A 25451-nucleotide genomic window follows, 5' to 3' on the forward strand; every position below is an offset into this window, starting at 1 on the left:
ACAAATAAAAAGATTGACTGCATAAGATGAACGGCGTATGCTGATTTTAATTTGTAATTAATTAAAATCACTTTTTGGTTTGACATGAAAAAACTCAGCGATTATGTGCAATTCGGTAGCGGCTCGCCTCAATTCCGGGTTACGGAATCAACAGATAGCAGCGCGCCGGTGTACATCTGGTATGCCCAGCACCATCTTGCCGCCGATTTGTCCGGCATGGCGACGATGCCGTCTGAAAGCAAAAGCGTTGCCACCTTCGACAAGGTTTGTCTGCTGGCTAGCGGAGATGTGGTGTTCAGCCTGATTTCCGGCAAAGCGGCAATGGTTGGTGAGCAACATGGCGGCATGATTCAAACGCAAAATTACATCAAGCTGCTGCCCGAACAAGGTCTGGATGCCGCATTTTTGGTGTATCTGTTGAATGAAAACCGCCACATCAAAAAGCAATGGGCAGCGGCTTTGCAGGGGTCAAGTGTGTTGAAATACACCTTGGCGCAGCTCAAAGCCCTGACCCTGACCGCACTTCCCCCTTTGGAAAAGCAAAAAATCATCGGCAATATTTACCTGATGCAGCAGCGCCTGCAAGCATTGAAACAGCAGGCAGCCGAACGGCAGACCCAACAGATTAATCTCTTACTGGCAGGAGCAAGCGAGCATGAATGAACGCCAATTTGAAACCGAACTGATCCAATATTTGAGCCACGGCGTGATCCGCCGCCCTGAGAATGCCAATACCATTGCCGAGCCGCAGGCGGAATATTTTGCCACCAAACGCTGGCGTTATCACCCCGAAATCAAAACCACCGAAGATTTATGGCAGAACTTCAAAAAGATTCTCGAACAGCACAACCAAAATACGCTGGAACACCCGTTGAGTGTAATGGAATTCAATCAGGTGAAAAAGATTATTTCCGATTTGTATACACCCTATCAGGCAGGGCAATTCCTCTACGGCATGAACGGCGTTTCACAAATCGAGATTGATTTGGATGACGGCCGTCATGTTTTTTTGACCGTGTTCGACCAAAAACAAGTTGGCGCAGGCGACACCGTCTATCAGGTGGTGAATCAAATCCAACGTCCGGCACGCATCAACGGCAAGCAAAACCGCGTGTTCGACACCACCTTGCTGATCAACGGCTTGCCGATTATTCAGATTGAAGAAAAGCGCGACACCCTCGATGTGAACGATGCCCTGAACCAGATGCACCAATATATCGATGAGGGGCAATACCGCGATATTTTTTCCACTCTGCAAATTCTGGTCGCCCTCACGCCCAACAACGCCAAATACATGGCAAACACCACTGTCGACAAATTCAACAAAGATTTCGCCTTCAACTGGCAACACCGCGACAGCAACGCCATCGTGCGCGATTGGCGTGCTTTTGCCGATGCCATGCTCAGTATTCCGATGGCGCACCAAATGGCAACCAATTATATGATTTTGGACGGCACTAAAAACAAGCAAATGCTCAAAGTGATGCGCCCGTATCAGGTGTATGCCACCCAAAACATCATCAGCCGTCTGAAACAAGTGGATTTCGAATTCGGCAACAACAAGGTCGGCTATATCTGGCACACCACCGGCAGCGGCAAAACCATCACCAGTTTCAAAACCGCCTGGCTTGCCAGCCGTATGCCGCGCGTGGACAAAGTGGTGTTTGTGGTCGACCGCATTGCGCTCACCCGTCAGACCAGCGAAAACTACCAAGCCTACGATCCCGACGGCGATGTCGGCGAATTGGTGAAAAGCGGCGTGGTCAAAGACACCAACAACACCAGCGATTTGAGCCGCAAGCTCAAAAGTAAGGGCAACGACATTATCGTCACGTCGGTACAAAAACTTGACACCCTGATCAAACGCAAGCGCTTTGTCGCGCCTGATAAAAACATCGTTTTTATCGTCGATGAAGCGCACCGCTCCACCGGCGGCGACAGTTTCAAAGCAATTCAGGCAGCCTTCAAGCGTTCCGCCTGGATCGGCTACACCGGCACGCCGATGTTTGACGACACGACCAAAGGCCTGCGTACCGAAGACATTTTCGGTCCGTTACTGCATGCTTACACCATTCGCGAAGCCATTGCCGACCGCAATGTGTTGGGCTTCAAAGTCGATTTTGAAACCACCATCGACGAAGTGCAGATGAAAAACAAATACCTGCCCGAATTTTATAAAGTGCGGTATCCGAAATGGAGCGAGCAGCAAATCGCCGACAAAATCGCCAACCTAAGCCAAGAAGATATGGACGATGCAGTCGAGTCGAGCTTTTACGACGAAAATGCCGACCATGTGAAGCTGGTGGTGGCGGATATTTTCAAAAACTGGCGCAACCGCTCCAACGACGGCAAATACAACGCCCTCTTCACCACCCACGTCGGCGGCGGCAAAGCCAGCACGCCGATGGCAATGATGTATTTCCGCGAGTTTCAACGCGTCAACACGGAAAACCAAGCCGCCGGATTGCCGACCCTGAAAGTGGCGGTCACCTTCAGCCTCAATACCAGCAACAACGACAGTATGCTTGAAAGCAACCGCGGTTTGCATGAAGCGATTGAGGCATATAACCGGCAATTCGGCACTCAATTTGCAATGGACGATGTGGCGCGCTACACCCAAGATGTCACTAGCCGTCTGAATAAATCCGCCGCCGACAAGCAATTTCTCGATTTGGTGATCGTAGTCGATCAACTACTGACCGGCTTTGACGCGCCCGAACTTAACACGCTTTATGTAGACCGCACTTTGAAAGGTGCGGGCTTAATTCAAGCCTATTCGCGCACCAACCGCATTGCCGACATGAAAGAAAAACCGTGGGGACGCATCGTCAATTACCGCTGGCCGGCGCACAATGAAAAGCTGATGAACGATGCGCTCGCCATCTATGCCAACAAGGATTCGGCGATTCTCTCGCCCGACGAGCAGCGCCAAAGCAACCAAAAAGACGGCTTGCTGGCAAAGCCCTTTCATGAAGTGTTGGCAGAGGTGAAAGCCACCGTGCAAAAAATCGGCGGAATGACTGACGATTTCAATCAATTACCGCCGTCTGAAAAAGCCAAAGAACAAATGGTCGATTTGCTGCGCGACTACAACAACGGCATGTCCAAACTCAAGCAATACAACCCCGAAGCAGGCGAAATCGGCTTTGATTACGACCAGCCCGATGTCTTGCTCGCCGCCTTGGGCATCACCGCCGAGCAGGAAAAAATGCTCACCACCGTGCTGGCAAACGAATTGAAACAGCACTTGGCAGAGAGTAAAAAAATCCCGCTGCACCAAATCGAATTGCGCATGACCCATGTGAAAGACGTCAAAATCGATTACGACTACCTCACCGCGCTGGTCGAGCGGCTGCTCAACGAAGTGCACGAACAGAAAATGGCAGAAGCCGAGCAAACCCGCGCCGAAATCACCCGCTTTGCCAATGGTTTGGAAGATCGTGGTTACGCCAGCACCATCATCCATGCCGCCACCGCCATTTTCAACGGCAGCTACCCGACTGAAGCCGACAACATCACCTATCCCGTGCGCAACCTGCAATCGAGCGAACAGATTATCCAGGCAGCCAGCAATGTCAGCCTCGACCGCACTTTCCTCGATTTCCGGGTGAAATGGGGCATTACCGACATCATCAGCAGCGCACAAATGCGCGAACTGTTTTCCAAACACCAATACGGCGTGCAAGACCTCGACGGCAACGGTCAAATCCGCGACCTGATTGCCGAAGCGCGCAAAGACTACCGTACGTTGGCGCACGACCAAACAGTACAACAATTAAGCAAAATCCGTTACGGCAACGATTTACGCGCGGCGATTTACGAATTGGCAGACCGCATGACGGAACAGCACTAGGGAAAACCATGAACGAAATGCAGAAAGACAACTTCATTATCTACAACACCGACGACGGCAAAAGCAACGTAGCCTTGTTTGTGCAGGGCGACAATATTTGGTTAAGCCAAGCCCGGCTTGCCGAACTTTTTGACACCTCCGTGCAAAATATCGCCTTGCACATCAAAAATATATTGGAAGACAAAGAGTTAAATGAGTTTTCAGTTATCAAGGATTACTTGATAACTGCCACCGATGGCAAGCAATACAAGGTAAAGCATTATGCCTTGGAGATGATTTTGGCGGTCGGATTCCGTGTGCGTAGCTCCAGAGGGGTGCAGTTCCGCCGTTGGGCAAATCAGCATTTGCAAAGCTATCTGCAAAAAGGCTTTTTGATTGACAGCGAACGTTTGAAAAATCCGAATGGCAGACCGGATTACTTTGACGAACTGCTTGAACAGATTCGCGATATCCGAGCCAGCGAAATGCGGTTTTATCAAAAAATCCGTGATCTGTTCAAACTGTCGTCAGATTACGACCCCGGCGATAAAGCCACCGAGATGTTTTTTGCCGAAACCCAAAACAAATTGCTGTATGCCGCCACAGGCAAAACAGCGGCAGAGCTGGTGTGCAGCCGTGCCGATGCCAATCAGCCCAATATGGGTTTGCAGGCATGGAAGGGCAAAGTGGTTCGCAAAGGCGACATCATCATTGACAAAAACTACCTCAATGCCGATGAAATCGACACCCTAAACCGCTTGAGCACCATCTTTTTGGAATCCGCCGAATTGCAGGTGAAAAACCGCCGTGATTTAACCCTTGCCTATTGGCGCAACAATGTAGAGCAATTATTGGCATTTAACGGCTTTGAGATATTGGCAGGCAAAGGCTCGCGCAATCGCGAGCAGATGAAATCACTGGCAGCCGCCCAATACGAACTATTCGATACCGCCCGCAAACAATGGCAGGCAGCACAAGCCGAAGCGGAAGATGTCATATTGCTGGATGAAGTGCATAGCGAATTAAAAAACCGTTTGGTTAAAAAAACGGACAACGTGAATTAAATGCAATGATGAGAAAATGTTAAATGAGCAACCAAATTATTATTTACAACACCGAAGACGGCAATGCGGCGATTTCTCTGCGCTTGCAAGATGGCACGGTATGGCTGAACCAACTGGAAATCGCCGAGCTGTTCCAAACCAGCAAGCAAAACATCAGCAAACACATCAAAGCAATTTTTGCCGATGGGGAGTTATCTGAAAAAGTGGTTGTCAACTATCAGTTGACAACCACTGCTCACGGCGCAATGGCTGATAAAGTTCAACGAAAACAAGTTGCCTACTACAATCTCGATATAATTTTAGCCATCGGCTACCGCGTGCGTTCGGTGCGCGGCGTACAGTTCCGTCACTATGCCAGCAATGTATTGAAAGACTATCTGGTTAAAGGCTTTGCCATGGATGACAGCCGTTTGAAAGAATTGGGCGGCGGCGGGTATTTCAAAGAGCTGTTGGCTCGGATTCGAGACATTCGCTCCAGTGAAAAAGTATTTTATCGTCAGATCTTGGATTTATTCGCCACCAGTCAGGATTATGACGGCAAAAGCGAAACTGCCAAGCAGTTTTTTGCTACTGTGCAAAACAAAATGCACTACGCCATTCATCAACACACCGCTGCAGAATTGATTTATTCCCGCGTGGATAATGATCAGGATTTTATGGGGCTGACCACCTTTAAAGGTGAGCTACCAACACTGAAAGAAGCCAAAACCGCCAAAAATTATCTCTCCGAAAAAGAACTGAAAGGGCTGAATCAGCTTGTTTCCGGTTATCTGGATTTTGCCGAACGCCAAGCCGACAGAGAGATTGCCATGACCATGCGAGACTGGATTGCCCATGTTGATACTATCCTGACCGCCACCGGCGAAACGCTTTTAACCGGTAAAGGCAATATTTCCCATCAGCAGATGGAGAAAAAAGTGGAAGCAGAATATCAAAAATTCCAAGCCAAAACCCTCAGCCAAGTGGAGCGGGATTATTTGAGCAATTTAAAAATTTTGGAAAATGCCGTAAAAAAAACATAACGTAGGGTGGGTCTTGACCCACCAATTAACCACAATGATTTTGAAATGGTGGGTCAAGACCCACCCTACATGGAGTAACAATGAACACAAAAAACAACGCTGTGCCAAAACTACGCTTCCCCGACTTCACTGACGCTTGGGAACAGCGAAAGTTGGAATTGCTGGCAAGTTTTACTAAAGGGAATGGTTATTCTAAAGGAGATTTAACCAATAAAGGATTTCCAATCATTTTATATGGCAGACTTTATACTAAATATCAATCAGTAATTAATGAAGTTGATACTTTTGTTTCCAATATATTGAGTTCTACAATTAAAAGTAGCGGTAAGGAAGTTATTGTTCCTGCATCTGGAGAAACGGCTGAAGATATTGCTAGAGCATCAGCTGTTATAAAACAAGATGTTATTTTAGGTGGAGATTTAAATATTATTACTCCTTTACCAATTATTAATCCTATTTTTTTAGCTCTAGTGCTTTCCTATGGGAGGCAACAGAGAGATTTAGCTAAATGCGCTCAGGGAAAATCTGTTGTTCATTTAAGAAATAATGATTTGAAAGAAGTAAATCTGATATATCCCACTCTTGCCGAACAAACCGCCATCGGCAACTTTTTCAAGCAGCTGGACGAGGCTATCGCTTCTCATCAGCGTAAGTATGAGCGAATGAAAAAACTCAAGCAAAGTATGCTGCAAAAAATGTTTCCGAGAGACGGAGAGGCATTTCCGGAGCTTAGATTCCCGAATTTTACGGACGCTTGGGAACAGCGAAAGTTAAATCAAATCTCCAGCAAGGTAACTCAAAAAAATACAGATGGCGTATATATTGAAACATTTACCAATTCAGCAGAATTTGGAATAGTCAGTCAAAGAGATTTCTTTGATAAAGATATTTCCAATTCAAGTAATCTTAATGGCTACTATGTAGTAAAGCATAATGATTTTGTCTACAACCCAAGAATATCGAATTCAGCACCTGTTGGACCAATAAAACGGAATAAACTGGGTAGAACTGGCGTAATGTCACCACTTTATTATGTTTTCAGAACAGACGGCATTGTGCATGAGTTTTTAGAAACCTATTTTAGTAGTAATCATTGGCATAGGTTTATGGAAGAAAATGGCGATACCGGTGCACGAGCAGATCGTTTTGCCATCAAAGATAAATTATTTGCCCAAATGCCTATCCCATTTCCTATTCACGAAGAACAAACCGCCATCGGCAACTTTTTCAAGCAGCTGGACGAGGCTATCGCTTCTCATCAACGTAAACTGGAACATATGCAGACCCTGAAAAAGGGCTTGTTACAACAAATGTTCGTATAAACAATAAGATAAAACGGAGTATTAAAAAATGAGTAACAATCTGCAAGACATCACTTCCAAACTTTGGGCAATGGCCAATGAACTTCGCGGCAATATGGACGCGTCGGAATACAAAAACTATATCTTGGCATTTATGTTTTACCGCTATTTGTCTGAGCGACAAGAAGACTATCTGACAAAGAATGAAGTATTGGAGTTGGAAGCCGGAAAATCCATCAATGAGTTGTATCGGGCGCAGGCAACCGCCGATGAATTGGACGACTATCTGCAAGATATTTCGGCCTCCTTGGGTTATGCCATCAATCCGGAAAATACTTGGGCGTCGCTGATGGACAAAATCAACAACAGCGAAATGATCCCAAGCGATTACCAAGCCTTGTTCGACAGCTTTAACAAAAATTCCGAACTCAACAAAGAAGCCTATGCCGATTTCAGCGGCTTGTTCAACGACATCAATTTGGGTGATTCACGCTTGGGTAATTCCACCACCGCACGCGCCAAGGCATTGAATGGTATTGTCAAACTGGTGGACAGCGTGCAATACAAAAGCGACGACGGCAAAGATATTCTGGGCGAAATCTACGAATACTTGATTGGTCAGTTTGCGGCATCAGCAGGCAAAAAAGGCGGTGAATTCTACACACCTCACCAAGTCAGCAAAATTTTGGCAAAGCTGGTGACGCAAAATGCAGCCGAATCGAAAGAAGCCTTTTCGGTTTATGATCCGACCATGGGCTCGGGCTCGCTGTTGCTGACCGTGCGCGCCGAATTGCCCGGCGGTGAAAAAGAGGGGGCAATCCGTTTCTACGGACAAGAGCTGAACACCACCACCTACAACTTGGCGCGCATGAATCTGATGATGCACAATGTCGGTTATTACAATATGACCCTGCACAATGCCGATACGCTGGAAGGCGACTGGCCGGACGGCCCCGACGACAAAGGCGTGGATCAGCCGCGCGCTTTCGATGCCGTGGTTGCCAATCCGCCCTATTCCGCGAAATGGGACAATGCCGACACCAAACTGAAAGATCCGCGCTTTGCACCTTACGGCAAGCTCGCACCGGCTTCCAAAGCCGACTATGCCTTTATCCAACACAGCCTTTATCACTTGAACGACAACGGCACGATGGCGATTGTGCTGCCGCACGGTGTGCTGTTCCGTGGTGCGGCAGAAGCGCATATCCGCCAAACCATTATTGAAAAAAACCAGCTCGATACGGTGATCGGCCTGCCTGCCAATTTGTTTTACGGCACCAGCATTCCGACCGCCATTTTGGTATTCAAGAAAAACCGCCAAACCAAGGATATTTTATTTATCGATGCCAGCAACGAGTTTGAAAAAGGCAAAAACCAAAACAAATTAAGCGATGAGCATATCGACAAAATCGTAAATGCTTATCAGGCACGGCAAAGCATCGACAAATACGCCCATCTCGCCACATTGGAAGAAATCAAGGCAAACGACTTCAACCTGAATATCCCGCGCTATGTGGATACCTTTGAGGAAGAAGAGCAAATCGACTTGGACGAGGTGTTGCGGCAATTGGCGGAAGATAACCGCGAAATTGCGGAATTAGAGCAGAAAATCCATGAACAGCTGAGATTGCTGGGCGTGAATATCTAGTTTGAAAATGCTTTGAAAGCCATTGCCGGTGCGGTTGCGGCAATGGCCTTTTTAATGGCTAAGAGCAATGGAGACTGACGTTGATGAGAAGCGATAGCCTCGTCCAGCTGCTTGAAAAAGTTGCCGATGGCGGTTTGTTCGGCGATAGTTGGCAGTAATATTTCCTGGTTTTTAACAAGATCTGAATTTAAATTTATCTGGCTTCCAGGCTGACCATATCGTTGCCAATTACTTCTAAACATCTCTAACCATTGAAACATAAATTCACGTTCAAATTTAGGATTTTGAAATATTAAAAAACCATCGTGTACACCTGTACTAATGTAATTCACAACAGGCTTGCCAACCGTCGCCGCAATACTTAATAGCAAGTGCGGTTCGGTCAAAACGCGTGTTTTTTCTTGCCCTAATTTTGATATTCGTTGTTCTAATTGATAGATTCGCCCATTCTGCTCTGTTACATCAGATATTCTCAGCCAACCAACGTTACTTGTGTCATCAAACCATTTAGGATCTTGTATAGGACGTGGGCTAGCCCCTCGCACTATATCCGCCACATCCCCCAACTTTCGCTGTTCCCAAGCGTGTGTGAAATGGTTCTGAAAATCTATCATTAAAAATACACACGCTTGGGAACAGCGAAAGTTTGAAGCCGTATGGGAAAAATCAAGTGAGAAGAATTCAAGTTTACGATTTTCATCAGATACTGTTATATCTGTCGCTCAAATGAAACTAGTGCCGAATGAGCGAGAATCATCAGATGATTACATGAGAACCTATAACATTCTCCACTATGGAGATATTGCTTTCGAGGGAAATAAATCGAAAAACTTTTCCTTTGGCAGATTTGTTCTGAATGACTTGAGAGATGGAATAGTATCTCATGTATTTAATGTATATAGACCTAAAGTTGACATGGATGTAAGTTTCATGAAGATTTACATCAACAATGAAAGTGTAATGAAACATATTCTTGTTAAAGCAACAACAAAAACATTGATGATGACAACTTTAAATACAAAAGATATTGCCAAACAAAATTTATTAATTCCTGATATTCATGAACAAAAATTGATCGGCAACTTTTTCAAACAGCTGGATGAGGCTATCGCTTCTCATCAACGTCAGTCATCCTATATTAAGACTGGGAAATAATCAGAATAGGGCGGGTCTATACCCGCCGGAATTAACTAGCAAAGTCCAGCCAAATGGCGCATCACAATATCGGTATCTTGATTCTCAAGCTCTTGAATAATATGGATATAGGTATGCTGGGTAGTGGTCATGCTTGAATGTCCCAGCCGACGGGCAACACTGGCAATCGACACACCCGCAAATAGCAATAGCGAAGCATGGGTATGGCGCAAACCGTGAATGGTAATCGCGGAAACCTTGGCTTTTTGGCACAAACGGGTCAGGATGCCGTTGATGGTGGAATTGTAAACCGCTGTTTGCCGGTGAAAAATCGGTTGTTCGGGCGGCATATTTTTGACTAATTGGGAAAACTGAATCACCGTCTGCCAGTCAATTTGGATTTTGCGCACCGAAGAGCGGTTTTTGGTGGGTGAAAAACCGCCGTTTTCTTTGTAATTCCAGGTTTTATTGACTTGCAATGTTTGGTGGGCAAAATCAAAATCCGCAGGAGTAATCGCCAAGGCTTCGGAAAAACGCATGCCGGTCTTGGCAATCAGCAAAATAAACCATTCCCAGTTCAGCATCGGCGGCAAGTTCAAGCTGTTGAGCAGGGCTTGCAGTTCAAATTGATTCAGGTATTTGATTTTTTTGCCTCTGGGTGTTTTGCCTTTGATGATTGCTTTACGGGTAGGATCACTTTCAATCAGCCCTTCATCAACGGCATCAAGAATCGCCCCTTTCAGTTGATGATGAAAATCAAGGGTAGTTTGTCTTTCGTGAGTTTGCGCATAATCATTTAAGAGTTTTTGGTAACTGATTCGGCTTAAATCCTTTACCTGAAGTGTTGGCGCAAGCAGTTTAATCCAATATTGCGTTGCCTGATATTTTTTCATAGTAACCAGGCGGATTGCCCCCTCTTTATAAGTGGCTACCCAATCATTAAAGTAGGCGGAAAAAAGCTGTAGTGATCGTTGTGAATTTTGCATAAGGAAATTCTCCGTATTGAGCCTCGAATTAAGGCACTAAATTATAGGCATATTTTTCTTATGCTTGTTGAAAGCAAAAGTGCGGTCAGATCACAGATGACTAACCGCACTTTGCCTTGTTGCACGAAATAAGTTAATGCGTCGCGGGCTTTTTGCCAAACAACGAAGTGAAGGTCGCCACCACCGCCAGCACCAATGCGCCGCAGGCAACGCCGATCAGCAAGGCGGCAAGGTTGAATTGCCAGCCGTCGAGCCAGTGCATTTGTTCCAGCCAGTGGTGGATCAAGCCGAAGTTGTGGGCGATAATGCCGCCGCCGACCAAGAACATCGCTAATGTGCCGACCACGCTTAACAGGCGCATAAAGTGCGGCATTACGGCAATGATCCCACGCCCGATGGCTTGGCTGACCGCACTGGGTTTGCGCATTAGCCAAAAGCCGAGGTCGTCCAGTTTGACAATCCCGCCGACCAAACCGTACACCAACACCGTCATGCCGAGTGCGATAGTGGACAGCACTAACGCTTGGGTCAGCAGATTGTAATCACTGACCATGCCGAGGGCGATGGTGACGATTTCCGCCGACAGAATAAAATCGGTGCGGATTGCGCCTTTGATTTTTTCTTGCTCTTGCTCCGGGGTCATCTCGCCGCTGACCGCACTTTCATTCTCGTCATGTTTATGCAGCAATTTATGAAAAATTTTCTCCACGCCTTCAAAACAGAGATAAGCACCGCCAATCATCAATAAATAGGGAATGGCGACCGGGAAAAAGGAGGAAATCAGCAGTGCTAACGGCACTAAAATCACTTTATTCCAAAACGAGCCTTTCGCCACCGCCCACACCACCGGTAATTCGCGTTCGGCTTTGACGCCGGCAACCTGATTGGCGTTTAATGCCAAGTCATCCCCGACCACGCCGGCGGTTTTCTTGGCGGCAACTTTGGTCATTAGCGCGACGTCATCCAATACCGCAGTAATATCATCTAACAGTGTAAAAAGAGAGGCAAATGCCATAAAAAATCCTTGTATTGTGACAAAATAATGGAGAAAAAACGCGCAAACTATAACCGTTTCAGGTTGAAAAAGAAAGAGGCGCCCCCTTGCTATTTTAAATGCCGTTCTCTGTTTTGCTTTGCAAAACAACAGTGAGGTTCATATGACATTTACACTACTCGACGGCGGTATGGGGCGTGAATTATTGCGTATCGGCGCACCGTTTCAGCAGCCGAAATGGTCGGCATTATTGTTGCAATTATTGGCAAAGCAACCTAAGCCGATCCGGATCTCTTTTAGCTTAGACGATAGTGCCTTAGATATACCAATTTTGCGTTCGGACGAATACGCCAAATGCAGTTAAACATCAACAGCCGACCGCACTTTTAAGCGAACAAGTGGAAACAGCGTTAGCGGTGCGCGATTTGGCGATCAGTTATCAACGCCATTTTTGCTTCGATCACTTGCGCTAGCGTCCGTTCCAACGCCGCTGCCCGAAAAAAATCGACGGGCTGTGCGAAACCCAAACCCCGCCAAACCGCACTTTTGCCGACAGACATCGGATTTTTTGCCATATTGTGTTTACCAGAAGGCAAGAGTGGATCGTTGTCTTATTCGTAGACCGAGAAGTAGCGACGCTAGGGCTTCCTGACAATTCGATTTACGGTTACTTTTCGCCCCTGAAAACGCATCTGCTGCGTTAAAAAGCCTCGAAAGATGTCCAATCTTACTGCGTTTTTTGCCTTGCATTTACATTTTCAGGAACAAAAATCCCCTCATAAACAAATTGTCAGGAAGCCCTGGGATGAGTATTTACTGAGTTTTACATCTAGGAAAATACATCAAATAACGTTATACTCCATAAGATTTTTTTATTGCCTGGTTAGGAATATCATGTCATTCTCTTCTAAGTTATCTTTTATTGGATTTAATCTAATTTTATCAATAACTAACATACTGGCTACAGTAAATGCAGCAACCCCCACCGCACCTAGCACAGATGATCTGACGTTTGATGCTCAGCAGCAACAACGCCAGCAGGAACAAACCCTTTCAATTCAACGGCAACAAATCAATCATCCGGAAGTGCGGTTTCAAAGCGATATCGAAACCACTCAAGAACGCCCCCTGTTAATTCCCGAAGCCCAATGCCTGACCATTTCTGAACTTTACCTGACTGACCTCGAACTTACCCAAACTGACATGACTGCATACGCTTTAAAAGGTGTACGACCGCCGAGAAGCCAATTCGATTGGGCGTTGGATGCGGTGTATCAAGCACGGGATTTTTCCCTGCCGCATTGTATCGGCGGTGAAGGCATCGGCATTCTGATTAATCGGATTCAAAACGCGATTATCGAAAAGGGTTTTGTCACCACGCGGGTGTTGGTGCAGCCGCAGGATTTACGCAGCGGGAAGCTGATTTTAACCGTGATTCCCGGCAAAGTAAGGCAAATTCAATTACGGGATAACAGCGATTATCCGAAAGCCACGTTGGCCACGGTGTGGTTTGCGTTGCCGACGAAAAGCGGGGCGTTATTGAATATCCGCGCTATCGAACAGGGCTTGGAAAACCTGAAACGCCCGCCGCACGCCGATGCCGATATCCAAATCATCCCGGCGCAAGGCAATGGCGCGCAGCCGGGCGAAAGTGATTTGCAGATTGATTTTCAACAGCGCTTTCCTTATCGCTTGTCTTTATCGTTGGACGATAGCGGCAGTAAAGCGACCGGGCGGTTGCAGGGCACGGCAACGGTGTCGATTGAAAACATGTTGTCGTTGAACGATCTGTTTTACGCTTCTTTTACACACAGTTTCAAACGCGGCAGCGATGATGACGGTGCGCGCGGCAGCAACAATACCAGCCTGTATTACGGCGTGCCGTGGAAAAATTGGCTGTTGAGCGTGTCCGGGTCACAATATGATTACCACCAAACGGTGTTTGGCCCGTTCACCGATTATGAATATGCCGGCAAAAGCACCCATTTGAATGCCAACCTTTCCCGGACGTTATATCGTGACGGCAGCCGCAAAACGACGGCGACAGTTGGTGTCTGGCATCGCCGCACCGCGAACTTTGTGGACCGGTCGGAAATCGATGTGCAACGTCGGCGCATGGCAGGTTGGCAAATCGGGCTGAATCACCGTGAATATCTCGGCAGTGCCACCTTAGATTTCTCCTTCGACTATAAACGCGGCACCGGCGCCAACCGTTCGCTGGCGGCGCCGGAAGAGGCGCATGGCGAAGGCACGTCGCGCCCGAAAATCATCAGTGCCGAAATCAGCTTCAAGCAACCGTTCAAACTGGGCGAACAGCCGTGGCAATTGAGTACCGGTTGGCGAGGGCAATGGAACAAAACCCCGCTTGTTCCGCAAGAGCGCTTGAGTATCGGCGGGCGTTACACGGTGCGCGGTTTTGACGGCGAATTGACCTTAAGCGGTGACCGCGGCTGGTTATGGCGCAATGAATTGGCGTGGAATGTGATGGCAAGCGGACATGAACTGTACCTTGCCATCGATAAAGGCGTGGTACGCGGGCGCAGTACGGCCAAGCTTCTCGGTCGTCATCTGGTTGGCGGCGCGGTCGGTTTGCGCGGCAATCTGTGGGGCTTGGATTATGCGTATTTTATCGGTACGCCTATTCATAAGCCGCAAGGTTTCCGTACCGGCCATGTAACCACCGGATTTAGTCTGAGTTATCAGTTTTAATCCAAGTCGCCAGAGTAAAAAAGAAGAAAGTAGTAAAAGTAGTAAAAGAAGAAAACAGTAGTAAAAGAAGAAAACAGTAAACGTAAAAGGAACACCCTATGAACAAGCATCTTTACCGCCTGATTTTCAGCAAAAGCCAACAACGTGTGGTTGTGGTGTCTGAAATAGCCACCCGCGAGGGCAAAGCCAAAGGCGAGGGCGGACAGATGGTTGCGGAGGAGGCGGGCCGTTTTACTTTTTTAACCCAAGGCTGGCGGCTAAGTGCGGTCAATCTCAGTTTATTTACCGTGTTGGGCTTTTTGTTGGTGAGCAATGTCTCCGCCAATGAACTGCAAATTCGCGCCGACCAAAGCGCACCGAAAAACCAGCAGGCGATTATATTGCAAACGGCGAACGGTTTGCCGCAGGTGAATATCCAAACCCCGAATGACAAAGGCTTGTCGCATAATAAATACCAACAGTTCGATGTCGATACCCAAGGCGCGATTCTGAACAACAGCCGCACCGAAGTGCAAACCGAACAAGGCGGGTGGGTGCAGGGCAATCCCTATCTGGCACGCAGCGAAGCCAAGGTGATTCTGAATGAAGTCAATTCCAACAACCCGAGCCAACTGAAAGGTTATGTCGAAGTCGCCGGCAAGCGTGCCGAGGTGATTATCGCCAACCCGTCCGGCATTCATTGCGAAGGCTGCGGCACGATTAACGCCGGCCGCACCGCCTTGACCACCGGCAAGGTGGAACTGGAAAACGGGATGGTGAAAGGCTATCAAGTCGAGCAAGGCAAAGTCACCGTTTCCGGGCGCGGCATGGACACCAGCCGTTCCGATTACACCGATATTATTGCGCGAGAAACCGAAATCAATGCGGGCATTTGGGCGAAAGAACTGAAAGTCACCACCGGCATAAACAAGGTCTCGGCGGACAATCAATCGGTGCAAGTCATTCATAAAAGCAAACAAAACGACACGGAACAGCCGGCACAAACCGTGCGCTATGCGGTGGACGTATCGGAATTGGGCGGGATGTATGCCGGCAAAATCCACTTGGTCGGCACCGAAGAGGGCTTGGGCGTGCGCAATGCCGGGCATATCGGCGCGACCCAAGGCCATGTGCGGATTGATTCGCAGGGGCAGATTGTCAATAGCGGCTTTGTCGGCGCACAGCAAGACGTCAAGCTGAGTGCAAAACATCAAATAGAAAACCGCGGCACGGTTTATACGCAACAAGGTGATGTGCAGCTGCAAAGCCAAACCCAAGGTATCGACCAACGCGGCAGCGTGATTGCCAAAGGCGATTCACAAAGCAAGGGCAAAGTGCGGTTGCAGGCAAAAGGCAAGATAGCCCAGCAGGGCGAAACCTTCGCCGAAAGTGATATCACCTACCAAGCCAACCAGATTGAAGCTGGAAAATCCGCCGTGCTTGCCGCCGGCGTGCGCTTTGAACAAACCGAAAACGGTGAACGCAAAACCCTGAATGCGGCAAGCGAAAGTGGTAAAAACCTGACCTTAACCGCCGAGCAACGTGCGGTGGCGCAGGGGCAGAATCTGGCGTCGGGGCAGATTAGCGTACAAGCCGAACAGATTGATTTAAATAATAGCCAAACCAGCGCCAACCGCCTACAGGTCGAAGCGCGCAGTGGTGCGATTACTGCGGACAACAGTATCATCCGCAGTGAAACCAGTGCTGAATTCCGCACCCCGACCGCACTTGTAACCCAGAACGCAAACTTAAATGCCGACTATTTTATTGTCGGTGCAGACAAAATCAATAACAGTGAAGGCAGTTGGATTCAGCGCAGCGTAGCCGATTTTCAATTATCACTCGGCGGGCAGTTAAATAATATCAAAGGAAAAATATCCACAGCCGGGAATATGAAGATAGAGACTACCGCTCTTAATAATCTGCAAGGAACACTGTTTGCAGGTCAAGATAGCGACATCTCCAGCCTTAAGCCGCTCAATAATCGGCAAGGGAATATTGTCAGTGAACAGCATCTATGGATAACCAGCGAGGCTATTGATAATGTCGGCGGTAATATAGGTTCCAAACAAAGTAATACTAATCTCGAGATTCGGACAAAGATTGATAATCGGCAAGGTGAAATCAGTGCCAGACGGCAATTATCGGTGACGGTACCGATATTAGATAATCAAGAAGGGACATTATTAAGTGGCAGTGATAGCGTATTGAATATTGATGCACTCAATAATCAACAAGGGTTTCTGGATGCGGGTGAAGATTTGCATATTATTGGACGAGTGCTAGATAATCGTCATCAATCACAAACCGGTTCGTTGATACAGGCTACACAAAAATTAACCTTGCAACTCGATACTCTGTTAAATCAAGGTACAGTAACAGAGTCTTCAACAGAAGATGGAAAAATTACACAGGGTATTATCGCAGGGACAATTGAGCTTCAACTCAACAATGCAGAAAATCAAAAAGGCGGAATTTATGCGATCGATCATTTATCAATGACGGCGGCGGGTTATCTCAATAACCAAGAGGGTATTTTATCCTCCTTAAATACCGCTTCTTTACAGGGAAATGAGGTGTCGATTAATAATCGTGCCGGTAAGATTCACGCGGTTAATTTATTGGAGATTGAGGCGACACAGCTGAGTGGTGATGGAGATATAAAGAGCCGTGGTGATCTTAATATTAGCTTAAAAGAAGACTTTACGGCTGATACGGCGATATATGCTAAAGGCAGTTTTAATTTTAAAACGGCGGGTCATGTGGTCAATAACAGTGTGATGCAGGCTGGTCATCAGTTAGGATTGCATGCGCAGCAGATCGAAAACCGGGCTACTGGGCAAATGAGTGCCGGCGATGTGGAGCTCATCGCGGGTAAGCAGATTATTAATCGCGGGTTGATTAACAGTTTGCGCGATGATGGTTCCTCATTGACGTTGCTTAAAGCCGATCTTATTGACAACGTGGGTACCGGGCGGATTTATGGTGACAGCATTGCGTTGCAAGCCGAACAGTTAAAAAACCACGATGAGGTCGTGAATGGCAAACACGCCGGTGCTGTCATTGCCGCTAGAAAACGCTTAGATCTCGGGGTTGGAACGATTTATAACCAAAATGACACTTATGTGCCAAATATGAACGGCAGTGCCATGATCTACAGTGAGGGCGAGTTGTTATTCGGTCAAACATTAGATGAGCAAAATCATGCTACCGGTAAAACCGATCATCTTTATAATCAAAGTGCGGTGATTGAAAGTAACGGCGCAATGGGATTAGCGATTCATCACATTGAAAATACCAATGCTTTTTATAGAACGGAAATGCAAACTGTCGGAGAACAAGTGCGCAACTGGCACTATATTGTCCCTAGAGATTATGCCGAAAAAGATTTGAGAATTGCTTATAATCTTTTGCAGATGACATCAGGGGTGAGGGGAAAAAGCCAATTAATTTGGCGTCAGCAAGATACGGTGATAAAACCGGAAAACGGTGATGTGCAATCCTTTATCTTGCCACAGGTCAATCAGTGCCAATCGATAGCAAATCAGTGTGATTTTGAGCCTCATTCCTATTATTTCCCGACCGATCCGGCGTGGGGCTATTTTAATATCACGACTGAAGCAGATGATACGCTTACTCGCCATCTCGTTAATGCTAAAGCGCCGGTTGCCCCTATTGAACCGGTGAAGCCGGTTAAAAGGAGATCAGAGCGTCGTTACAAGCGGTTATTAGCCGAGTATGAGCAGAAAAAATTACAGTATGATATTGATTATAGTGTTTATTTGAGTAATAAAGAAAAATTTGACCATGAGATTAAGCCTTATTATTTACAATGGGTTGAAAAAAATAAAGCGGCTTTTGAGTGGTTGTCCAGTGAGATAGAACAACATAATCAAAAATATGTTGCTGAAAAAAGAAAGGAATATAAAGACTACTATGATATCAAGGTTGATAAACAAATTATCAAAGAAGATGTGGTGGTCTCCAGCCTGCCGGGGAAAATACTTTCCGGTGGCAATATGTTATTCAGCGGTAGCACATTTTTAAATGATAAAAGCCACGTGCTCGCCGGTGGTATCATGCGGGGCTTGACAGATAAGATTGAAAATAAAAATGAAGAGGGAACTCGTGTTACCGAAGATTACGGCAGCAAAATCTATAGTCGCGAAATCAAAAATGGTAAAACAGGTAGCGGTAGGACTAAATATAAACGGGATCCTATTCCAATCTCCAATGGCTTGTTAAAAACCGAAGCAACAACCATTCCGATTTATCTCACCAAAGTAGAGCAAAAACAGGTGGTTTTGGACAAAGCGGTAGATATTTTCTCTTCGGATAGCACTCTACAGCCGAATTTATCGGTATTTACCCCCTTTACCATGGGAGAGGAAAAGCAATCCGTAGTTAAAACCTTAAACGATCATGTTCGTTTTATTGAGATAGACACTCACCTGCCGACTTCGGCGTTATATAAAGTCAATCCAAACACACAAAGCCATATCTTAGTGGAAACCGACCCGGCTTTTGCGCAGTATAAGCAATGGCTCAGCTCCGATTATATGCTCAATACGTTGCGTCACGATCCGAATCGCGCGCATAAACGCTTGGGGGATGGGTTCTATGAACAAAAGCTGATTAATGAACAAATCAACCAATTAACCGGATATCGTTATTTAAGCGGCTATAAAGATAATGAAAGCCAGTATAAAGCGTTAATGGACAGCGGCATTACGTTTGCGAATAAGTTTAATTTAGCATTGGGTGTCAGTTTGAGCGAGGCGCAAGTTGTACAATTGACTTCTGATATAGTCTGGCTGGAAACTCAACAAGTACAATTGGATTCTGGTGAAACCGTATCCGTATTAGTGCCCAAAGTGTATGTGCTGGCGCGAAAAGGGGATGTTGACGGACGAGGTGCATTGTTGAGCGGTAATCGCGTTATGACCAACGGTGCCGAACTTGTTAATAGCGGCACGATAGCCGGCAGAGAGTTGGTCAGCCTCAATCAGGAAAATATTAAAAATCTGGGCGGACGGATAAGCTCCCGCCTGACCGCACTTGATGCATCAACGCTAAGTAATATAGGCGGGCAAATTGATGCGGACAAGGTTTTACAGATTAAGGCGGATGGCGATATCCAGCATCAATCCACCGTACGGACTCGCGGTGTACGGCAGTCGGGATTTGAGCGCCGTGATACGGTGCTGGATCGTAAAGCTACTTTCTATGTGCGTGATCCTGACGGCAAATTAACACTTTCTGCTGATAATTTGCATGTGAGCGGAGCGGATATCACCAATCAAGGAGAGGGTATGACACTGCTTGATGTGAAAAATAATCTGCTTTTGGATACGGTTGAGGTTGGTTATCACGAAGCGTTGGGTGGAAATAGTGACGATCGCCGCAGAGAGGCAGTAACGGAGGCGGTGAACAGCCGCGTTAGTGGCGGTGGTGTAGTACAACTACAAGCGAAGAATCTGACCAGTGAAGGTGCACACTTATCAGCGCAAGACAAACTGAATGTGGTTGCAAATAATGATCTGATGATCGGTACCCGTGAATCTAATTTGGACTTTGAGGAATATCACCACACTAAATATCGCAGCACGTTTAGTAAAGGTAGCAAAACAACGCATTCACAACAAACACATACCGAGCAAAGTGGTTCACAATTACAAGGAAAAGAGATCAATCTTCGAGCAGGTAACCTGCATATTGTCGGCAGCAATCTGACGGCTGAAAACGATATTACTATCTTGGCTAAAGATAACATTCAGATTGACGCATCAGAAAATCGGTATAACTCTCATTATGAGGAGAAAAATAAAAAATCCGGCTTTAGCGCTTCGCTGAAAAACGGTGTGGCGACGGTGGGGTATCAAAAAGCGCGGTCTTCAACGGATAGCACGGGGCAATCGACGGCGTTGAATGCCAGTTTGGTTCAAGCCACACAAGGCAACCTATTGATAAAAGGCGGTGAAAAAGTCGATATTGCCGCCTCCGCATTAGTGTCGGGCGGCGATATGACGGTGCGGGGCAGCGAGGTTAATTTCACGGCGATGACGGAAAACAGCGAGCGGTCTTTGCAACAAGAAAGCAAAATGCGCGGTATCGGTGTGCAGGTGATGTACAATCCGCTTGAAGTCGCCAAGCAGACTTACCAAGACAGTATGGGGGAACAATCACCGCAAGGCGGAAACGGTAAAAGCGTGGTTGGCACGGCAACGGCGCACGGCATAGCGGTTGCGGAAACCACCCTGCGGTTAATGAAGCCGGTGACGGACTTTTCCACCTCACAACGCCAATCGCAACAACAGCAAGGCAGCCAACAACGTGCCGTTGTCAGTGAACTCAATGCCGGCGGCAAGCTAACGGTGACAGCGGACAAAGGCAGTATTTTCAGCGAAGGGGCGAACTTCAGCGCTGACGGTGATATGGCGTTCAGCGCGACAGACAATCTTATTTTTGATGTCGCACAGGATATTTTGCGCCAACGGGGCGAGAAACAGCAGCGCGGCGGCGGTTATGACGGCGCAACCATGCTGGGTGTGATTGACTACCGCAATCAACAACAAGACAGCGGCGATATTAAACAAGCACAGGTGAGCCATCTTTCCAGCGGCGGCACGTTGACACTGGCAACCGAAAAAGGCGATATCCGGTTTATCGGCAGTGATGTTGTTGCCGTAGCCGATATTGACGCGACCGCAGGGCGTGACCTGATACTGACCACGACTGACGAATGGCAACAACAGGCTTCAAACCGCAGCGGCAAAGGGATAGGAAAAGCGGTTATCTCCGACACCGAACGCTTCGCCGGTTTTTATCGCAACAGCGAAAGTACAGAATCAAACGAACTGGCGAACAAGGGAACCACCTTGGGCAGCTTGCAAGGCCGTGTCAATTTGAATGCCGGAGATGATTACCGCCAGACGGCAAGTGATGTGATAGCGAATAACGGACGGGTTGATATTGTCGGCGACAGCCTCACGTTCAGCCAAGCGACTAATGTGCAGCAACAGCGCGAATCGAGCCGTGACAGCAAAATCGGCGCATTTGCCAAAGTCAGCTCGCCGTTGATTGACTTGGTACAACAGACCGAAGCCCTGGTGCGCAGCGACAAATCCAACGATCGTTTAAACGCGTTGCAAACCGCGGCACTGGCAGCCAAAGGCTACGGCACCTACCAGGGCTTATCGGACAAAGGTTATCTGATAAAAGGCGAAGTCGGCGTTGGCTTTAGCCAAGCGAAAAGCGACAGCGCCCGTTATAGCGAAAGTGCGGTCGGCAACCATCTCAATGGGGCAGAGGGTGTAAGTTTGACGGCACGCAGCGGCAATATTGATGCGACCTACACCACTCTCACCACCCGAGACAGTGAGGGCAAGCGCACGTCGGGCGGTACGGTTGAGTTTGACGCGGCAGGCAAGATTTTACTGAATGCGGGCGTGGAGGGTTATCGCCAACAAAGCAGCCAACGCAGCAGCGGCGCGCAAGTGGGCGTGGGTTATTCCGTCGGCGGACAAACGGGGGTCTACGCTTATGTTGAAGCCGGTTATAACCGCAGCAGTCAGCAGGGTGAAGGCATTTATCATCATAATAGTGTTGTGGATGCGGATAAGGTTATCGTCAAAAGCCAAGGCGATACGACGTTGAACGGGGCGGAGGTGCACGCCAAACAGATTCAAACCCGGATTGGCGGCGACCTGACGATTAACAGTTTACAAGACGGGGAGCAGCAGCGAAGCAGCGGCAGCAGTGTCGGCGGACGGGTGCAGGTGTCGTTCGGTACGGCTTGGGAGGCGAGTGCCAACGCAAGCGCACAACAAGGCAGTGCCAATCGTCAACAGGTCAATCGTCAAAGCGGTCTGTTTGCCGAAGAGCACTATGATGTGGAGGCGAATAATGTTCACTTGAACGGCGGCGCCATCACGGGCAAGCAAACCGACAAAAACCGCCTTGTTACCAACAAACTGACCTTCAACGACATTGAAAACCGTAGTGAGAGCAAGGCGGTGAGTGCGAGCATTGGGGTGAGCGCGAGTTCGGACTTGAACAAGGACGAAAACGGCAAGGTAATCAAAAACGACAAAGGCGAGCCGGAGCGAGTGACGGACGTCAGCCCGACGGGCGGCTTGCCGATGTACAGCCGCAGCAAGGATAGCAGCGTCACCAAAGCGACCTTGAGCGAAGGCACCATTATCCTCGACAAAGACAGCCAACCAACCCAAACCACGGCGGCAGCGTTGGGGATTAACAGCGACAGCACAACAGGCAACGCGCAAACCGAAAAACCAAAAGACATCAACACAACACTTGCCACACAAAAAGCCATGCAAAGTGCGGTTGCGGACATCAGCGCAGGGGTAGCGAGCTTCAGCAAACAGCAACACACTGCCGCCCAAGCCGAACAGGCAGAAGCTCAAGCCAAGCTCGAACAAGCGGCAAAACGCGGCAATCCAGCGCAATATGAACAAGCCAAAGCCGATTACGACGCAGCCAAAAGCCAAGCGGAGGCATGGGGAACGGGCGGTGACTACAGCCGCGCCTTAGATACCGCCAGCAAAGTTATCAGCCTCGCACTCGCCAACGGCAGCTCAACACAGCTATTGGCAACCGCACTTTCACCGGAAGCGAACAAACTTATCAAAGCGTCGACAACAGATAAAGAAGGCAACGTCGATAAAGCGGCGAACCTGCTCTTGCACGGCATCCTAAGTGCGGTCGAAGCGCAAGTAAATGGCGGCAGTGCGTTGGGTGGTGCAGCGGCAGGGATAGCGGGGGAAGCGGCGGCAGAGCTGTTGGCACAAACCCTCTACGGCAAAAAGGCGAGCGACCTGAACGAGCGCGAGAAACAGAACATCACCGCCCTCAGCAGCCTGACAGGGGCATTGGCGGCAGGGATGGCGAGCAACGCGACAAACGGCACGACGAACCTCGCTGATACGCTTGCTAATGCCGCGATTGGGCAGGCGACAGCGGAAAGTGCTGTGGAGAATAATGCGCTTTTAAATCGTCAGGGTGAAAGCTATCTGAGATCTGAAAAGGATAAAGCTCTAGTCGAATTGTTGAAAGAAAACGGTGTAAAATCTACAGAAGATTTTACAGAGGCGTATCTCGCTTGTATAACTGACAGTTGTCGCCAACAAATCGAAGTATTGAACAGTCAAGCGACTTCTGAGGGGCTTGAAATCATTAAGCAATTGGCAGAAAACGAAATAATAAGTCGAAATGATTATACCGATATTATTTCAACTATTTTGCCAAAAATGGCGGAAGGCGCATTAGTTTCAGGTAGAGAAGTTGGAGCTGAAAGTCGCTTATATAAGAACGATGTATCAGAGGTTGTTGGTCATTATGCAGGCGGTGGTGATAGTGATATTTATCGGATCTTTGATGAAAAGAGTTTAAGAGATTTAGGTTATGACGGAGCTGGATTAGATAACAAGTTAAAAGATATTGAACACTGGAGTAACGCTTGGGAAAGTGGAGTTGTAATTGGGCGTGGAGTAAATAATATCGGAAGCTCGGAGACTTCAAACTCTAAATTACCTATCATTGGTATTACTGAGGGTTATCATACTGAATCTGTAGCCGTTAATGGAAAAGTTATTTATCGTTCAGATGATAATTTTTATTCTAATATTAATGCTAAGGGGAAAACAAAAGCATATATTAATGCCTCTGGGGACTTATTATCAGCAAATGTTGATGGAAATGTAACCATAACACAGCATGTTAGGGGAGCTAGCCCAATGAAAGAACAAAGCCAATATATTTCTTTTTCAGGTAATAATAATGGGAAGAAATATGGGTATAATACAATTTCAGTTGCGCTAGATAATCTAAAGAATGATATTTCATCAGGTAAGTTAAAGGGAGTTGATATAATAGAAAATCAAGATGTTGTTTCTTACTTGAAAAATAAATCCTCAATAAAATTTGATTCGTACTCTAGAAATCCAACAAAAAATACTAGATATGAATTTATTCGTGCAAGACGGGATTTAAATAATGTAATAAGAGATAATGAGGTTTTAATAACTCCAAAAGTGCCTAGTGAGTATATAAATAAATCAAGGGGTGCTTATGAGTAATTTAATATCATCTCTATATATCTCAAGAAATGGTATGGAAAAATTATCTGAATGGGAGATGATAGAATTAGATGAAAATGAATTTCCTTATGAAATCATACCTCTATTGGAAGATTATATTTTGAAATCCAATGGTGATCTTGATGAATTAATTTCAGCGGCTAATATTGCTTGCTCAAAGGGGAGTGATATAGCATTTAACTTTTTATTGAAATTCACTAAAAATTATTCTCAGGATTTAGCCTTGCGACCTCATAGGTTATATAATTATGATCAAACCATAGAAGATATAAGTCGTGCAGTTTTATATCATGCCTTTCATAATTTTGATAAAGGAGTTGAATTTGATAAAGATAAATATTACTTTTTTTCATTCGAAGCCTTTAGGATAGCTATAGAAATACCTATAGACCTATTTAGTGTTTTTAGTATGCTAAGAACAATTGAGCGAATACATCTAAAAAATAACTCTTTATATAATTATTTTTTGAAGATTTTAATGAAAGTGAAAAATATTATTTTTTTTTATAGGGCTGTAGATTGCTTTGCTTTTTATAAAAATATAGATCCATTTTTTACTAGGGAAATAAAGCGATACAATATAAAAAAAGAAGAATTTAAAATTGAGAATTACAAAGATATTTTAAAAAAAATATATACATACTATTACCTAAGATAATTAGTA

General features: G+C 46.7%; 14 protein-coding genes and 1 pseudogene. 11 read left to right on the top strand and 4 right to left on the bottom strand.

Annotation, left to right across the window (positions count from 1 at the left end; genetic code table 11):
* Positions 1–84 precede the first annotated feature (84 nt).
* The 6 genes from ACWA50_RS04015 (at position 85) to ACWA50_RS04040 (ending at position 8867) form a co-directional block, all read left to right on the top strand.
* A complete protein-coding gene (locus tag ACWA50_RS04015) occupies positions 85–663 on the top strand; it encodes a restriction endonuclease subunit S (protein ID WP_431054032.1) in 579 nt (192 codons plus the stop codon).
* Positions 656–3853 carry a type I restriction endonuclease subunit R gene (locus tag ACWA50_RS04020; RefSeq protein ID WP_431054033.1) on the top strand — a complete coding sequence of 1066 codons (3198 nt, stop codon included), beginning with the start codon at positions 656–658 and terminating at the stop codon, positions 3851–3853. The genes ACWA50_RS04015 and ACWA50_RS04020 overlap by 8 nt, the downstream gene beginning before the upstream one ends.
* Before the next feature lie 8 nt (positions 3854–3861).
* Positions 3862–4896: a virulence RhuM family protein gene (locus ACWA50_RS04025; protein WP_431054034.1), complete on the top strand. Its 1035-nt coding sequence runs from the start codon at positions 3862–3864 to the stop codon at positions 4894–4896.
* Positions 4897–4919: 23 nt separating this feature from the next.
* The gene (locus ACWA50_RS04030) at positions 4920–5918 is read left to right on the top strand and encodes a virulence RhuM family protein (protein ID WP_431054035.1); all 999 of its coding nucleotides are present in this window, start codon (positions 4920–4922) and stop codon (positions 5916–5918) included.
* 80 nt (positions 5919–5998) lie between these two features.
* Positions 5999–7240 (top strand): restriction endonuclease subunit S, encoded by a 1242-nt coding sequence (locus ACWA50_RS04035; RefSeq protein ID WP_449343116.1) that lies wholly within the window; start codon positions 5999–6001, stop codon positions 7238–7240.
* A 28-nt stretch (positions 7241–7268) separates the two neighbouring features.
* Positions 7269–8867 (top strand): type I restriction-modification system subunit M, encoded by a 1599-nt coding sequence (locus tag ACWA50_RS04040; protein WP_431054037.1) that lies wholly within the window; start codon positions 7269–7271, stop codon positions 8865–8867.
* Here ACWA50_RS04040 and ACWA50_RS04045 read toward each other — a convergent pair.
* On the bottom strand, positions 8864–9424 hold the full coding sequence (locus tag ACWA50_RS04045) for a restriction endonuclease subunit S (RefSeq protein WP_449343117.1): 561 nt from the start codon (positions 9422–9424) through the stop codon (positions 8864–8866). The genes ACWA50_RS04040 and ACWA50_RS04045 overlap by 4 nt on opposite strands.
* Positions 9425–9635: 211 nt before the next feature.
* Between ACWA50_RS04045 and ACWA50_RS04050 the strand changes: the two genes are divergently transcribed.
* Entirely contained in the window at positions 9636–10022 is a 387-nt protein-coding gene (locus tag ACWA50_RS04050) for a restriction endonuclease subunit S (protein WP_431054284.1), read from the top strand.
* Positions 10023–10057: 35 nt separating this feature from the next.
* On the opposite strand, the gene ACWA50_RS04055 is transcribed toward ACWA50_RS04050, so the two are convergent.
* Both ACWA50_RS04055 and ACWA50_RS04060 read right to left on the bottom strand, forming a co-directional pair.
* Positions 10058–10987 carry a site-specific integrase gene (locus ACWA50_RS04055; RefSeq protein ID WP_431054039.1) on the bottom strand — a complete coding sequence of 310 codons (930 nt, stop codon included), beginning with the start codon at positions 10985–10987 and terminating at the stop codon, positions 10058–10060.
* 133 nt (positions 10988–11120) lie between these two features.
* A complete protein-coding gene (locus ACWA50_RS04060; RefSeq protein ID WP_431054040.1) occupies positions 11121–12002 on the bottom strand; it encodes a DUF808 domain-containing protein in 882 nt (293 codons plus the stop codon).
* Between the two features lie 142 nt (positions 12003–12144).
* On the opposite strand from ACWA50_RS04060, the pseudogene ACWA50_RS04065 reads away from it, so the two are divergent.
* A pseudogene (locus tag ACWA50_RS04065) lies at positions 12145–12237 on the top strand (homocysteine S-methyltransferase family protein); the annotation flags it as partial.
* Between the two features lie 154 nt (positions 12238–12391).
* On the opposite strand, the gene ACWA50_RS04070 reads toward ACWA50_RS04065, so the two are convergent.
* A complete protein-coding gene (locus ACWA50_RS04070; RefSeq protein ID WP_431054041.1) occupies positions 12392–12556 on the bottom strand; it encodes a hypothetical protein in 165 nt (54 codons plus the stop codon).
* Between the two features lie 319 nt (positions 12557–12875).
* On the opposite strand from ACWA50_RS04070, the gene ACWA50_RS04075 reads away from it, so the two are divergent.
* The 3 genes from ACWA50_RS04075 to ACWA50_RS04085 all read left to right on the top strand — a co-directional run bounded on the left by ACWA50_RS04075 (position 12876) and on the right by ACWA50_RS04085 (position 25445).
* A complete protein-coding gene (locus tag ACWA50_RS04075) occupies positions 12876–14690 on the top strand; it encodes a ShlB/FhaC/HecB family hemolysin secretion/activation protein (RefSeq protein ID WP_431054042.1) in 1815 nt (604 codons plus the stop codon).
* 98 nt (positions 14691–14788) lie between these two features.
* Positions 14789–24766 (top strand): two-partner secretion domain-containing protein, encoded by a 9978-nt coding sequence (locus ACWA50_RS04080; RefSeq protein ID WP_431054043.1) that lies wholly within the window; start codon positions 14789–14791, stop codon positions 24764–24766.
* Positions 24759–25445 carry a hypothetical protein gene (locus ACWA50_RS04085; protein WP_431054044.1) on the top strand — a complete coding sequence of 229 codons (687 nt, stop codon included), beginning with the start codon at positions 24759–24761 and terminating at the stop codon, positions 25443–25445. Before ACWA50_RS04080 ends, ACWA50_RS04085 begins: the two co-directional genes overlap by 8 nt.
* The last annotated feature ends 6 nt before the right edge of the window (positions 25446–25451 follow it).

It is taken from the genome of Testudinibacter sp. P17/SS/0325 (assembly GCF_053570765.1).

Bases quoted from the DNA above. Each gene is read 5' to 3' on its own strand.
- ACWA50_RS04050 (WP_431054284.1), top strand. From the start codon at position 9,636: ATGAGAACCTATAACATTCTCCACTATGGAGATATTGCTTTCGAGGGA.
- ACWA50_RS04040 (WP_431054037.1), top strand. From the start codon at position 7,269: ATGAGTAACAATCTGCAAGACATCACTTCCAAACTTTGGGCAATGGCC.
- ACWA50_RS04075 (WP_431054042.1), top strand. From the start codon at position 12,876: ATGTCATTCTCTTCTAAGTTATCTTTTATTGGATTTAATCTAATTTTA.
- ACWA50_RS04070 (WP_431054041.1), bottom strand. From the start codon at position 12,556: ATGGCAAAAAATCCGATGTCTGTCGGCAAAAGTGCGGTTTGGCGGGGT.
- ACWA50_RS04035 (WP_449343116.1), top strand. From the start codon at position 5,999: ATGAACACAAAAAACAACGCTGTGCCAAAACTACGCTTCCCCGACTTC.
- ACWA50_RS04085 (WP_431054044.1), top strand. From the start codon at position 24,759: ATGAGTAATTTAATATCATCTCTATATATCTCAAGAAATGGTATGGAA.
- ACWA50_RS04025 (WP_431054034.1), top strand. From the start codon at position 3,862: ATGAACGAAATGCAGAAAGACAACTTCATTATCTACAACACCGACGAC.
- ACWA50_RS04060 (WP_431054040.1), bottom strand. From the start codon at position 12,002: ATGGCATTTGCCTCTCTTTTTACACTGTTAGATGATATTACTGCGGTA.
- ACWA50_RS04080 (WP_431054043.1), top strand. From the start codon at position 14,789: ATGAACAAGCATCTTTACCGCCTGATTTTCAGCAAAAGCCAACAACGT.
- ACWA50_RS04055 (WP_431054039.1), bottom strand. From the start codon at position 10,987: ATGCAAAATTCACAACGATCACTACAGCTTTTTTCCGCCTACTTTAAT.
- ACWA50_RS04030 (WP_431054035.1), top strand. From the start codon at position 4,920: ATGAGCAACCAAATTATTATTTACAACACCGAAGACGGCAATGCGGCG.
- ACWA50_RS04015 (WP_431054032.1), top strand. From the start codon at position 85: ATGAAAAAACTCAGCGATTATGTGCAATTCGGTAGCGGCTCGCCTCAA.
- ACWA50_RS04020 (WP_431054033.1), top strand. From the start codon at position 656: ATGAATGAACGCCAATTTGAAACCGAACTGATCCAATATTTGAGCCAC.